The sequence below is a fragment of the Micromonospora sp. NPDC000316 genome, assembly GCF_042898885.1.
GTDB lineage: Bacteria > Actinomycetota > Actinomycetes > Mycobacteriales > Micromonosporaceae > Micromonospora.
In genome coordinates this window covers 65806-78877 of the sequence record NZ_JBIAZG010000013.1, presented here as the reverse complement: position 1 = coordinate 78877, position 13072 = coordinate 65806, and the positions used below count along the sequence as shown (strand labels likewise).

At 72.4% G+C, this 13072-nt stretch carries 14 protein-coding genes and 1 riboswitch; of the genes, 9 read left to right on the top strand and 5 right to left on the bottom strand.

Going from position 1 to position 13072, the window contains the following annotated elements:
* Positions 1–2 precede the first annotated feature (2 nt).
* The 8 genes from accB (at position 3) to ACFY2Q_RS22655 (ending at position 6558) form a co-directional block, all read left to right on the top strand.
* On the top strand, positions 3–647 hold the full coding sequence (gene accB / locus ACFY2Q_RS22690; protein ID WP_387133475.1) for an acetyl-CoA carboxylase biotin carboxyl carrier protein: 645 nt from the start codon (positions 3–5) through the stop codon (positions 645–647).
* A gap of 18 nt (positions 648–665) precedes the next feature.
* The gene (locus ACFY2Q_RS22685) at positions 666–2108 is read left to right on the top strand and encodes an acetyl/propionyl/methylcrotonyl-CoA carboxylase subunit alpha (protein WP_387133341.1); all 1443 of its coding nucleotides are present in this window, start codon (positions 666–668) and stop codon (positions 2106–2108) included.
* Entirely contained in the window at positions 2105–2854 is a 750-nt protein-coding gene (locus tag ACFY2Q_RS22680) for an SRPBCC family protein (RefSeq protein ID WP_387133339.1), read from the top strand. Before ACFY2Q_RS22685 ends, ACFY2Q_RS22680 begins: the two co-directional genes overlap by 4 nt.
* Entirely contained in the window at positions 2847–3242 is a 396-nt protein-coding gene (locus ACFY2Q_RS22675; protein WP_387133338.1) for a cupin domain-containing protein, read from the top strand. The genes ACFY2Q_RS22680 and ACFY2Q_RS22675 overlap by 8 nt, the downstream gene beginning before the upstream one ends.
* Positions 3239–4513: a beta-ketoacyl-[acyl-carrier-protein] synthase family protein gene (locus ACFY2Q_RS22670; RefSeq protein WP_387133336.1), complete on the top strand. Its 1275-nt coding sequence runs from the start codon at positions 3239–3241 to the stop codon at positions 4511–4513. Before ACFY2Q_RS22675 ends, ACFY2Q_RS22670 begins: the two co-directional genes overlap by 4 nt.
* A gap of 31 nt (positions 4514–4544) precedes the next feature.
* Entirely contained in the window at positions 4545–5792 is a 1248-nt protein-coding gene (locus ACFY2Q_RS22665) for a beta-ketoacyl synthase N-terminal-like domain-containing protein (RefSeq protein ID WP_387133334.1), read from the top strand.
* A complete protein-coding gene (locus tag ACFY2Q_RS22660) occupies positions 5789–6106 on the top strand; it encodes an antibiotic biosynthesis monooxygenase family protein (protein ID WP_387133332.1) in 318 nt (105 codons plus the stop codon). Before ACFY2Q_RS22665 ends, ACFY2Q_RS22660 begins: the two co-directional genes overlap by 4 nt.
* A gap of 191 nt (positions 6107–6297) precedes the next feature.
* Entirely contained in the window at positions 6298–6558 is a 261-nt protein-coding gene (locus ACFY2Q_RS22655) for a hypothetical protein (protein ID WP_387133331.1), read from the top strand.
* A gap of 118 nt (positions 6559–6676) precedes the next feature.
* Here the strand turns inward: ACFY2Q_RS22655 and ACFY2Q_RS22650 are convergent, their stop codons facing one another.
* Positions 6677–8113 (bottom strand): glycine hydroxymethyltransferase, encoded by a 1437-nt coding sequence (locus ACFY2Q_RS22650; protein WP_387133330.1) that lies wholly within the window; start codon positions 8111–8113, stop codon positions 6677–6679.
* A gap of 18 nt (positions 8114–8131) precedes the next feature.
* Positions 8132–8223: riboswitch (ZMP/ZTP riboswitch) on the bottom strand.
* A gap of 148 nt (positions 8224–8371) precedes the next feature.
* Between ACFY2Q_RS22650 and ACFY2Q_RS22645 the strand changes: the two genes are divergently transcribed.
* A complete protein-coding gene (locus ACFY2Q_RS22645) occupies positions 8372–9178 on the top strand; it encodes an SDR family NAD(P)-dependent oxidoreductase (protein WP_387133328.1) in 807 nt (268 codons plus the stop codon).
* A 65-nt stretch (positions 9179–9243) separates the two neighbouring features.
* Here ACFY2Q_RS22645 and ACFY2Q_RS22640 read toward each other — a convergent pair whose 3' ends face one another.
* The 4 genes from ACFY2Q_RS22640 to ACFY2Q_RS22625 form a co-directional block, all read right to left on the bottom strand.
* Positions 9244–9744 carry a hemerythrin domain-containing protein gene (locus ACFY2Q_RS22640; protein WP_387133326.1) on the bottom strand — a complete coding sequence of 167 codons (501 nt, stop codon included), beginning with the start codon at positions 9742–9744 and terminating at the stop codon, positions 9244–9246.
* A gap of 81 nt (positions 9745–9825) precedes the next feature.
* On the bottom strand, positions 9826–10695 hold the full coding sequence (locus tag ACFY2Q_RS22635; protein ID WP_387133325.1) for an NAD(P)H-hydrate dehydratase: 870 nt from the start codon (positions 10693–10695) through the stop codon (positions 9826–9828).
* Positions 10679–11410: a histidine phosphatase family protein gene (locus ACFY2Q_RS22630; protein WP_387133324.1), complete on the bottom strand. Its 732-nt coding sequence runs from the start codon at positions 11408–11410 to the stop codon at positions 10679–10681. The genes ACFY2Q_RS22635 and ACFY2Q_RS22630 overlap by 17 nt, the downstream gene beginning before the upstream one ends.
* A gap of 71 nt (positions 11411–11481) precedes the next feature.
* Entirely contained in the window at positions 11482–13041 is a 1560-nt protein-coding gene (locus ACFY2Q_RS22625) for a glycosyltransferase family 39 protein (RefSeq protein WP_387133323.1), read from the bottom strand.
* Positions 13042–13072: the final 31 nt, after the last annotated feature.

The window sequence follows — 13072 nt, the reverse complement described above, 5'->3', positions numbered from 1 at the left end:
ACATCGCCGCGACGGACAGCCTCGCTGCCCTCGACGACCGGCTCGGCGGGCCCCGTCGCGACACCCACCCGTCGCGCGACCCGAGCCCGGTTGCCACGACGTCGAACGGCCGCCCCGACGGGCACCGCTCGACGGACGTGGCGGGATCCGCCGACGACGTGGTGGGCGGCGAGGAGGTGCTCGCCGGGCTGCGCCGACAGGCACGGCACCTGATCGCCGAGTTGGCCGGGCCGGTGCGCCGCATCCAGTTGCGCAGCGGGCCGACGGTGCTGGAGGTGGAGTGGCACCCCGCCGAGGCGCCAGCACGGCCGGACGTACCCGCGGATTCGCCGCCCGCCGCTGCGACGCCGACGACGGCAGTGGTCCCCGGCCCGCCGACGTCGCCGATCCGGCCGCCGGTTCCCGGGCGTACGGCCGTCCGGGCACCCATCGTCGGCACCTTCTACCGGGCACCGGAGCCCGGCGTCGGACCGTTCGTCGCGGTGGGCGACCTGGTCCGCCCGGGCCAGCCGGTCGCCATCGTCGAGGCGATGAAGCTGATGAACGAGGTGACAGCCGACCGCGCTGGTCGGGTGGTCGCGGTCCTCGTCGAGGACGGGCAGCCGGTGGAGTACGACCAGCCGCTTGTCGAGCTGGATCCGGCCTGACGGCGCGGGTGGCTGACCATGTTCGAGACCGTGCTGATCGCCAACCGGGGCGAGATCGCGCTCCGCGTGCTGCGGGCCTGCCGCGAACTCGGCATCCGGACGGCTGTCGTCTACTCCGCCGCCGATGCGGATTCGGCGGCGGTCCGCCTCGCCGACCAGGCCGTCCGGATCGGCCCCGCGTCGAGCCGGCGCAGCTATCTCAACGCCGCCGCCATCGTGGAGGCGGCCCGGCAGGTGGGCGCGCAGGCCGTGCACCCCGGCTACGGCTTCCTCTCCGAGGACGCCGACTTCGCCGAGATCTGCGCCGACAACGGGCTGGTCTTCATCGGCCCACCGCCGGCGGTGATGGCGGCGCTTGCCGACAAGTCGTCGGCACGAGCCCTGATGAGCCGCGCCGGCCTGCCGCTGTCGCCGGGCAGCGTCGCGCCGGTGCCGACCGCCGCCGCCGCGGCCGAGGTGGCCGACGCGATCGGCTATCCGGTGATCGTGAAGGCTGCCGCCGGGGGCGGCGGCCGGGGGATGACTGTGGTGCACGCCCCGCGCGAACTGGCCCGGGCGTACGCGCGGACCCGGGCCGCCGCGCAGGCAGCCTTCGGCGACGACCGGGTGTACGTCGAGCGGTACCTCACCATTGCCCGGCACGTCGAGGTGCAGGTGCTCTGCGACTCGCACGGCAACGGTGTGCACCTGGGCACCCGGGACTGCTCGGTGCAGCGTCGGCACCAGAAACTCGTCGAGGAGGCGCCCGCCCCGGCGCTGCCCGCCGCCACCCTCGACACCATCGCCCGGACGGCGCTGCGCGGTGCGCTTGAGGTCGGCTTCGTGGGCGCCGGCACGCTGGAGTTCCTTGTCGACTCCGAGGAGGCGTTCCACTTCCTGGAGATCAACTGTCGGATCCAGGTGGAGCACCCGGTCACCGAGATGATCACCGGGATCGACCTGGTGCACGAGCAGTTGCACATCGCCGCCGGGGTGCCGTTGCGCTGGCGGCAGGAGGAGATCCGGCTGCACGGCGTCGCCGTGGAGTGCCGGGTCAACACCGAGGACCCCGACCGCGACTTCGCACCCACCCCCGGCCGGCTGGAACGGTTCACCCCGCCCGGCGGCCCGTTCACACGTGTGGACACCCACGCCCGCGCCGGCTATCTGGTCGGCCCCTGGTACGACTCCCTGCTGGCCAAGGTGGTCGTCTGGGCGCCGGACCGGGAGTTGGCGCTCAACCGGCTGGAACGTGCCCTGGAGGAGTTCGACATCGCCGGGCCGGGCGTGCACACCACAATCCCGTTCGTCCGGCGGGTGCTCGACGACGCCGCGTTCCGCAAGGGCCGCTACACCACAGACCTTGTCGACCGCCTGCTCGCCACACCACCTCCGACGCCCGCGCAGCGGTCGACGGCCACCACCGCAGCACGCAACCCGCCCACCGTGGAGCCCGACGTACCCCACAGGAGGACCCGATGACCGTCACCCATGGTCGCCCGCTGACCGCCGAGATCACCGACATCCTGGTGGCGCACTGCGGGCTGGACGCGGACGCCGCGGCCCGCGCGCCCGCCGCCTCGCTTGAGGAGTTGGGCATGGACTCGCTCGCCCTGCTGGAACTCTCCGCCGTCGTGGCCGACAGGTGGCAGGTGAGCATTCCGGAGCAGGCCGGGCAGTTGAGCATCCCGGCGGTGGCCGACCTGGTGGCCCGCCGCGCCGACCCGCCCGGGCACACCGAGAACGGCATCGTCATCGACGCGCCGCTGCCACTGGTCTGGGAGATCACCAACGACGTGGCGAACTGGACCGAACTGTTCACCGAGTACGCGGTGGTGGAGATCCTGCACCGCGACGGGCACACCGTGCGGTTCCGGCTCACCATGTACCCGGACGAGAACGGGGTGTCCTGGAGTTGGGTAAGCGAACGCACCGCCGACCCGGTGAGCCGGCAGGTCCGGGCGCGCCGGGTGGAGACCGGGCCGTTCGAGTACATGCGGATCCACTGGCGCTACACCGAGGAGGCCGGCGGCACCCGGATGACCTGGACGCAGGACTTCGCGATGAAACCGACAGCACCCGTCGACAACGCCGCGATGACCGAGCGGATCAACACCAACAGCGTCATCCAGCTCACGGTCATCAAGGACCGGGTGGAGCGGATCGCCCGGCAGCGCGCCGAGCAGGGCGACCCCACCGACGAGTCGACGGGTGCCGGCGATGAGTGACCTGAGCACGCGGCCGATCGCCGCGGCGGACGTACCGGCCGACCGTCGGCGCGGCGGTGAGCTGCGGGTGCTGCTCGGCCCCCGCACCGTCGGCAGCACCTCGGGTTTCCTCGGGGTGGCGACGCTCGCGCCGGGGGAGCGGATCGCCGAGCACTACCACCCGTACAGCGAGGAGTTCCTGTACCTGGCGCGCGGCGCGATCACCGTGGACCTGGACGACAAGCCCACGCTGCTGGCCGCCGGTGAGGCCCTGTTCGTGCCGGTGAACGTGCGGCACCGGCTGCGCAACACGGGCGTCGAACCGGCCGAGGTGGTCTTCCACCTGGGCCCGCTCGCTCCCCGCCCCGAGCTGGGGCACGTCGACACCGAGTTGGTCGAGTCATCATGAGCGGGCGGCGCACGGTGGTGACGGGCATCGGGGTGGTCGCTCCCGGCGGCGCCAGCCGGGACCGCTTCTGGAAGACAATCACCGAGGGTCGGACGGCCACCCGGCGGATCAGCTTCTTCGACCCGTCGGCGTTCCGGTCGCAGATCGCCGCCGAGTGCGACTTCGACCCGGCCGCCGCCGGGCTGACCGACGCCGAGCGGCGACGGGCCGACAGGTACGTGCAGTTCGCGCTGGCCTGCTCGGCGGAGGCGGTCGCCGACGCCGGCCTGGTGCTCAGCGAGGCCGAGCGGGACCGGGCCGGGGTGGTGCTCGGCACGGCGGTGGGCGGCACGATGGCCCTGGAGCAGGAGTACGTCCGGGTCAGCGAGCACGGTCGACGCTGGCTTGTCGACGCGGCGCTCGGTGGCCCGTACCTCTATCAGGCGTTGGTGCCCAGCAGCCTGGCCGCCGACGTGGCCTGCCGGCACGGGCTGCACGGCCCGGCGCAGGTCGTCTCGACCGGCTGCACCTCCGGCATCGACGCCATCGGGTACGCCCACCAGATGATCGTCGACGGTGAGGCGGACGTGGTGCTCGCCGGCGCGGCGGATTCGCCGATCTCGCCGGTGACCGTCGCCTCGTTCGACGCCATCAAGGCGACAAGCCCGGACAACGACGACCCGGCGCACGCCTCCCGTCCGTTCGACGCCGACCGGCACGGGTTCGTGCTGGCCGAGGGCGCGGCGGTGCTGGTGCTGGAGGAGGCCGGGCACGCCCGGCGGCGCGGCGCGCACGTCTACTGCGAGGTCGCCGGTTATGCGAGCCGCAGCAACGGCTACCACATGACAGGGCTGCGCCCGGACGGGCTGGAGATGGGACTGGCGGTCACCGACGCGCTCAAGCAGGGCCGGATCGCCCCGGACCAGGTCTCCTACATCAGCGCCCACGGCTCGGGCACGCGGCAGAACGACAGGCACGAGACGGCCGCGTTCAAGCGGGCGCTGGGCCAGGCCGCGTACCGGGTGCCGATCAGCTCGATCAAGTCGATGGTGGGCCACTCGCTCGGCGCGATCGGGTCGATCGAGATGGCCGCCTGTGCCCTCGCCATCGAGTTCGGCGTGGTGCCACCGACGGCGAACTGGAGCACCCGCGACCCCGAGTGCGACCTGGACTACGTGCCGAACGAGGCGCGGGAGGTCCCGGTGGACGTGGCCCTGTCGGTGGGCAGCGGATTCGGCGGGTTCCAGTCGGCGATGGTGTTCCGGCGCCTGACCGGGGCGGTGGCGACGTGAGCGCCGGGCCGGGCCGCGCGGCGGTGACGGCGTGACCGCCCGGGCGGTGGTGACAGGCATCGGTGTGGTCGCGCCCAGCGGCATCGGCGCAGACGCGCACTGGCGTACGGTCCTCGCCGGCACCCGCCGCACCGGGCCGATCACCCTGTTCGACCCGTCCGGCTATCCGACCCGCTTCGGCGGGGAGGTGCCTGGCTTCACCGCCGACTCCTACGCCGACAGCCGCCAACGTGTGCAGACCGACAGGTGGACGCACCTCGGCTTCGCCGGCACCCGGCTGGCGTTGGCCGACGCAGGCCTGCCCGACCGGGCACCCGACCCGTACGGCTACGCGGTGACCCTGGCCAGCTCGTCCGGCGGCAACCTGTTCGGCCAGCGGGAGCTGCAACGGCTCTGGGGAGGGTCGTCGCGCACGGTCGGGGCGTACCAGTCGATCGCCTGGTTCTACGCGGCAAGCGTCGGGCAGCTCTCCATCCACCACCAGTTCAAGGGCCCGAGCGGGGTGCTCGTCGCCGAGGCCGCGGGTGGGCTGGACAGCCTCGCGCACGCCGCCCGCGCGGTACGCCGGGGGACGCCTGTGGTGATCGCCGGGGCGACCGAGTGCCCGCTGAGCCCGTACGCGCTTGCCTGCCAACTGCGCTCCGGACTGCTCAGCGACGTGTCCGACCCGGAGCGGGCGTACCGGCCGTTCGATGCCACGGCCAGCGGCTACCTGCCGGCCGAGGGCGGCGCGGTGTTCGTGGTGGAGGAGTTGGGGCACGCCCTCGCCCGGGGCGCCCGCGTCTACGGCGAGGTCAGCGGCTGGGGGTCCACCCACGACGCCGCGCACACCACGGCGGACAGCGCCGGCGACCCGGGCCAGTACGCCCGGGCGATGCGACTGGCCCTGGATCGCGCGGGCGTCGCGGCGGCCGGGATCGACGTGGTGCTGCCCGACGCGCTCGGCGTCCCCCGCTACGACCGCAGCGAGGCCGAGGCACTGCGCGCGGTGTTCGCCGACCGGCCGCCACCGGTGACCACGCAGAAACCACTCACCGGGCGGGCGCACCAGGGCGGCTCGGCGTTGGACGTGGCCACCGCGCTGCTCGCCTTCGCGCACGACACCCTGCCCGCGTCCGCCGGCCCGGACGAGGTGGCCGACGGGTGCGAGCTGGACTTCCTGCGCGAGCACCGTCGGCCGCGTAGCCGCCTCGCGCTTGTCTGCGCACGGGGCTTCGACGGATTCAACAGCGCGCTGGTCCTGCGGGGGGCAGCGCCGACGACGGGAGAAACGCCATGAGCGAGCAGCGGGCCCGGGTGGTCTTTCTGGTACGGGTGCCGGTGCCGCGCACCGAGGCGTTCCTGGCCGCGTACGAGGAGGTGCGGCACCTGGTGGCCGGTGGCGTGCCGGGGCACCTTGTCGACCAGGTCTGCCGCTCGTCGACCGACCCGGAGCAGTGGCTGATCACCAGCGAGTGGGCGAGCCTGGCCGACTTCGAGGCCTGGGAACGCAGCGAGGAACACCGGGATCTGGTGCGTCCGATGCGGGAGTGCTTCACCGACGCCCGCTCACTGCGCTTCCACATCCAAGCCCAAACCCCCGCGCTGACCTAGGGGAGCGGGGCGTCCCCGCCCCGCTTCCCGCGATCTTGCACTTACTGCCGCGACATAGGGGGCATTTAACGCGTTTCGGCGACCGAAAGTGCAAGATCGGCGCGGCGGCCCGCTCTTCACGTGACACACCGCGTTTATTCGATGGCAATGCGCGACCGCTGGCGTACCGCAGTCCTCGGTGGACGGTCATAATGGGACGCATGGTTGCCTGGGAGTACGCCTTGCTCGTCCGCCGCTATCAGGGACAGGGCCGCAATTTTCACGTCTCGTTTGTCTGGTACGCCCCCGACGGGTCGCGCAAGGACATCACCGCCTACGGCGACACCGCCATCGCGCACCTCAACCGGGCCGGCCGCGAGGGCTGGGAGTTGGTCGCTGCCGCCGAGGATGTCAACAACGTCCAGGGCAGCACGGAGGTCCACCGCTACCACCTCAAGCGCCCACTGAACTAACCCTCCACCCCGCCCTCGCGGTCGATCATGCGGTTGTGGTGGTGGACGAAAGTCGTCCACCCGCCCGTATCGGGCACCACAACTCCATGATCGACCGCGACGGGTCGGCGGGACCGGGTCAGGCCAGGTCGATCCCCGGGTAGAGGGGGTGCGGGGCCAGCAGGTCGGTGGCCTGCCGGGAGACCTTGTCGGCGAGGTTGGGGTCGAGGGTGTACTTCGCCTTCGACGCGGTGCCGTCGGCGTTGGCGCCTGCGGTGGTGTGGGTCAGCACGGTGTGGATCAGCTCCGCGGTCTGGTCCATCTCGGCGGTGCCGAGCCCCCGCGTGGTCAGTGCCGGGGTGCCGATCCGGATGCCCGACGTGTACCAGGCGCCGTTCGGGTCCTGCGGGACCGAGTTGCGGTTGGTGACGATGCCCGAGTCCAGCAGCGCCTGCTCGGCCTGGCGGCCGGTGAGCCCGTAGCCGGACACGTCGATGAGCACCAGGTGGTTGTCGGTGCCCCCGGTGACGAGCTTCGCGCCGCGCCGCAGCAGCCCGTCGGCGAGGGCCTGCGCGTTCGCCACGATCCGAGACGCGTAGTCGGCGAAGTCCGGGCGGCGGGCCTCGGCCAGGGCGACCGCCTTGGCCGCCATCACGTGCGGCAGGGGGCCACCGAGCACCATCGGGCAGCCCCGGTCCACCTGGTCGGCCAGCTCCGGCCCGCAGAGCACCATGCCGCCGCGCGGGCCGCGCAGCGACTTGTGGGTGGTGGTCGTGACGATGTGCGCGTGCGGCACCGGGTCGAAGTCGCCGGTGAAGACCTTGCCCGCCACCAGGCCGGCGAAGTGCGCCATGTCGACCATGAACGTCGCGCCCACCGAGTCGGCGATCTCCCGCATGATCCGGAAGTTCACCTTCCGGGGGTACGCCGAGTAGCCACCGACGAGGATCAGCGGCTTGAACTCGCGCGCCGCCTCGGCTACCCGGTCGTAGTCGATCAGGCCCGTGGCCGGGTCGGTGCCGTAGCTGCGCTGGTCGAACATCTTGCCGGAGATGTTGGGCCGGAAGCCGTGGGTGAGGTGACCGCCCGCGTCCAGCGACATGCCGAGCATCCGCTGGTTGCCCAGCTCGCGGCGCAGCGCGAACCAGTCCGCCTCGGTGAGGTCGTTTACCTGGCGTACCTGGGCCTTCTTCAGCGCGGGGGACTCCACCCGGTCGGCGAGGATCGCCCAGAAGGCGACCAGGTTGGCGTCGATGCCCGAGTGCGGCTGCACGTAGGCGTGCGTGGCGCCGAACAGCTCGCGGGCGTGCTCGGCGGCGAGCGCCTCGACGGTGTCGACGTTCTGGCAGCCGGCGTAGAAGCGGCGCCCGACGGTGCCCTCGGCGTACTTGTCGCTGAACCAGTTGCCCATTGCCAGCAGGGTCGCCGGGGAGGCGTAGTTCTCGCTGGCGATGAGCTTGAGCGACTCCCGCTGGTCGGTCAGCTCGGCGCCGATGGCGTCGGCCACCCGCGGCTCGACAGCCCGGATCACCTCAAGGGCACTCCGGAAAGCGGTGGACTCGGCGTTGTGCGACATGCGACCTCCTACAGACGTGCGGAAGGCCCAGGCGCTCGGCAAACGTCCTTGTGACGGGGCCGCTCCCCGATGGTTGTCCATCCCAAAACGCGCCAGTAACGGCCCGGGCCGATCCTACCGGGCCGGCCGCTGGCCGCCCGGCCGACCTCCGGACGTGGGCTGTCGAGGTGGTTGGGCGGCCGATGGCCGGGCATTGCAAGGACGGCTGTCCGCACCGGTGCGAACCCGGCAGCCGTCCGTAGGAGAGGAGTCGACACCATGACCACACCGACCACCGACCGACCGCTCGCCCTGGTGACCGGGGCGTCCAGCGGCATCGGGTACGAGCTTGCCGTCCAGTTCGCCGAACACGGCTTCGACCTGATCGTCGCCGCTGACGACGACGGCATCACTGCGGCGGCCGAGAAACTGCGTCGCGACGGCGGGCCGCAGGTCCAGCCGATCCGCGTCGATCTTGCCCGTGAGCAGGGCGTACAGGAGCTGGTGGCGGCGGTCGAGGCGGCCGGGCGCCCACTGGACGCGCTGGCGCTCAACGCCGGCCGCGGCGCCGACGGGGCGTTCGTCGGGGGCACCGACCTGCGCGACGAGCTGGAGATCGTGGATCTGAACGTGCGCTCGACAGTGCACCTGGCCAAGCTGCTGCTGCCCGCAATGGTCCAGCGGGGCGCCGGTCGGGTGCTGTTCACCTCGTCGATCGCCGCCACCATGCCGGGACCGTTCCAGGCGGTCTACAACGCGTCGAAGTCGTTCGTGCAGTCCTTCGCCGAGGCGCTGCGCAACGAGCTCAAGGACACCGGCGTCACGGTCACCGCCCTGCTGCCCGGGCCGACCGACACGGCGTTCTTCGAGCGCGCCGACATGGAGGACACCCGGGTGGGCTCCGGGAAGAAGGACGACCCGGCCGAGGTGGCGGCGCAGGGCTTCGCCGCGCTGATGAAGGGCGACCAGACCGTCACCGCGGGATCGTTCGTGAACAAGGTGCAGACGGCCGCCGGAAAGATCGTCCCGGACAAGCTCAAGGCCGCGCAGCACCGTCGGATGGCCGAACCCGGATCGGGTGACTGACCCCGGTGAGCGGGGGAACGACGAGGGGCCCGGCAGCGCCGGGCCCCTCGTCGTGCGATGTCGGCTCAGGCGGTCACCGCGTCGCGTGCCTTCTTGATCGCCTTCGGCGCGGTGGGGCTGCGGGGCGCGTCCGCGCGCAGCGCGATCATCTTCTCCCCGATCTCCTGGAGCTGCTTACGCCCCAGCGCCTCACGTACCTTGGGGAACCACTCCTGCTCCTCCTCCTCGACGTGGTGCGTGACGGTCTCGATCAGCACCGTCGTCTTGGCGTTGAAGCGCTCGTCGTCGGCGTCCATGCTCGTCAGTTCCAGGCAGAGCACGTCGGCCACGTGGTGCTCCTCGTACGACTCCAGGATGTCGTCCTCGAGGTCCGGCAGGAGCCGGCGGACCTCCGGGTACATCACCTCGTTCTCCAGGTAGGTGTGCACGGTCAGGGCCTCGAGAATCTGGTCTACAAGCTTCTGCCGCTGGCTCGCCGGGCCCTCCTCGGCATCCTGGAAGGCCTTGAACAGGCGGCGCATTTCCTTGTGGTCCTCTTTGAGCAGGACGATGGCATCGGTCGACACCTGTCTGACCCCCCTTGGTGGTTCGTCTGGTGTCGATCTGGTACCCCGATGCCGAACTGCGGAAACAGCCGAAATGTCTGCTCAGACGGTGGCCAGGGTGCGGGGGATCTCGTCGAGCAGTTCCCGGGCCAGGAAGCCGATCCGGCCGTACCGGGGGATCAGCCGCTGACCGCTCACGGCGTGCGCGAAGGCCCCCCAGCAGGCGGCCTGCGCCGGGTCGGATCCCCGGGAGAGCAGCCCGGCCAGCAGGCCGGCGAGCACGTCCCCGCTGCCGGAGGTGCCGAGCCCGGCGTCGCCGCTCTCCTCCCGCCACCCGCGCCCGTCCGGTGCGGCCACATGGCCGTAGAGCGACACGACCGCCTCGTACCGGGCGGCCAACTCGGCGGCCTCGGCGTCGAGGTCGTCGCCCGGGTCCCGGCCGAGCAGGTGCCCGGCCTCGGTGACGTTGGGGGTGAGCACCACCGGGCGGCCCGACCCGACCAGCAGCGTCGGCTCGTGGCTGAGCGCACCGAGGGCGTACGCGTCGAGCACCAGCGGGGTGCGCGGACCCGCCGCGTCCAGGACCAGGCTGAGCAGCCGGACGGTCTCGTCGATGCCCGTGAGGCCGGGACCGAGCGCCACCACGTCGGCCTGGCCGACAAGCTCGTCGAGCTGGCCGCCCCGGTCGGCGACGACGGCGCCGGTGGAGGTCTCCGGCAGCCCCACCACAAGCGCCTCGGGCACCTGGATGCTCAGCGTGGCGGCAGTGGATTCGGCGGCGGCGAGCTGAAGCACCCCGGCGCCGGCGCGCAGCGCGGCCACCCCGGCGAGCAGCACCGCGCCGGGAGTGAAGCGGGAGCCGCCGATCACCAGCACGGTGCCCCGGCTCTCCTTGCCGCCGGTCGGCACCGGCAGCGCCCAGTCCCGCAGCAGCCCTGGCGTGATCACCTGCACCTCAGACCGGCTCGGCATGGACCTCGTCCTCCCTTGTCGGCTCGGCGCCCTGCCGTCGCAGGTGGCCGATCTCGTTGAACCCGCCCAGCGTCAGCCGGCCCTCGCCGTCGGCCGACCAGTCGGTGATCGAGCAGTTGGCGATGACGTGCTCGCGGGTCAGCGCCATCAGCTCCGGCTCGGTCAGCCCTTCGACGAGGTAACGGAGCAGGAACACGAGCGCGTCGTGGCCGAAGAGCAGCACCCGCTGGCCGGCGTGGTCCCGACGCAGGTCACCGAGGAGGGCCCGCAGGCGCAGCGCCACGTCGGTCCAGGCTTCGCCGCCGGGGGGCCGGTAGTAGAACTTGCCGAGCCGGGCGCGGCGCTCGGCCTCGTCCGGAAACCGCTGGCGCACCCCGTGTGCGGTCAGGCCGTCGAGGATGCCCAGCTCCCGGTCGCGCAGCCGTTCGTCCCGGCTGACCGGCACCCCTGTGCCGTGCAGCGCCAGCTCGGCGGTGGACACCGCCCGCAGGTACGGCGAGACGACCGCGACATCGGGGCGGCGGTCCTCGGGGAGCCCGGCGAGCCAGCGGCCGGTCGCCCGGGCCTGCTCCTCGCCGGTGGCGGAGAGCGGCACGTCGGCGTCGCGGTGGTCGAGCCCGATCAGCTCCGCGCCGGTGGCCTCGGCCTGGGTGGCCGCCACGTTCGCGGTGCTCTCCCCGTGCCTGATGATCCAGAGCGTCGACAGTTCCGCCATGCCCGACCCCCTACCCGGGGGCCGCCGGGGGTAACCGTGTCACGGCCGGCCCGCGCCAGCCGTCGTGCCGCTCAGCCGCGCCGTTGCAGTAGTGCCACGGTCAGCCCGGTCACGTGTGTGACGCGGACCACGTCGTAGTGCTCGGCGAGCGCCGCCGACTGCTTCTTCGGCAGCCCGGTCAGCGGCGCGTCAGTGACGGTCGGCAACAGCACCCACAGGCGAGGCTCGTCCCGCAGGCAGCGGGCCGGGTTGGCGCAGTCCGCGCCGAACAACTCGTTGCGCTGGGCCGCCGACCGCTGCTGGAAGACGTTGCGCGGGGACACGTCCGCCGGCAGGTAGTAGCGCACCCCGGGCTCGTGCATCCACCACCAGGGGCCGCCCGCGACGAGCCCGTCGCCGGGCTGGTAGCCCGCCTCGATGACCCGTGCCGCCTCCGAGTAGGACAGCGGCTTGAAGGCACGAGCCTGGGGGTACGTGTACCAGCCATGCGAGAACTCGTCGCGCAGCGCGAGCTGACCGGGCACGGAGAGGGCGGCGAGCACCACGAGCGCCGCCGCCACCAGTGGCGCGCGGCGCAGCGCCGCGATCCCCGCACCGGCGAGCACCGCCCAGGCCGGCACGAGGAAGAGCAGGTACTTGGAGAAGAAGTAGTTGATGTCGCCGGTGGAGGCCAGCAGGATCACCGGCAGCGGCAGGGCCGCGATCACCGCCGCCATGACCGCCCGGGCAACGGCGTCGCGGCGCAGGTGGGTCACGACGCCCACCACGGCCAGCGCGGTCACCGCGACGGCCAACAACGTCGAGCCGAGGACCTGCTGCCAGACGGTCCAGGGCGCGCTGTCCGGGATCCAGCTGATCTGCCGCCCCGCCTGCTTCATGCCCCGCAGGATCACCGGCGCGGCGATGCCCGCCCCGGCGCCGGCAGCGAGCGTGAACCAGGCAAGCGACCACCAGCGGCGCTGGCGCCAGCAGTGCAGCAGCACGGCCACGCCGTGTCCGAGCAGCAGAGTGAGGGCCACCACGTTCACCAGGCCGATGCCGGCCACGGCGAGCACGTACGCCGCCCACCGCAGCCACCCCGGGCGCTCCAACGCCCGGAGCAGGAACAGGGTGGCCACGGCCGCGGCGAGGACGACGAAGGCGTACGAGCGGGTCTCCTGCCCAAAACGGGTGACGGTGGGCACGAGGGCGAAGACGAAACCGGCGGCGATCCCGGCCGTCCGGCCGAAGAGTCGCAGCCCGACAAGCGCCACGCACGCGGTCGCCAGGGTCATGGCAAGCGCCGACGGCAGGCGCACCGCCGCCGGCCCGGTGCCGAACACGGTGGTCCAGCCGTGCATGAACAGGTAGTACGCCCCGTGCACGGCGTCGACGTTCACCAGCATGCCCAGGATCTGCCGGGTGGATCGGGTCGCCACGTCGACGGTGACCAGTTCGTCGTGCCACATCTCGGGGCTGCCGATGCGCCAGCCGACCGCGAGGGCGGCGAACGCCGTCGGCCAGAACCAGACGCTCAGCGCCAGCCGACGGAGGAGTGGCAGTGATCGACGGTCCGGTTCGGTGGTCGGCGAGGGCGAACCCACGTCGGTCTGCGCGGGAGGCGCGTCCGTGGTGACGGCGCGGTCTGACATCGGCATCCGATCGGGGGGCGTGCGGTGCGGG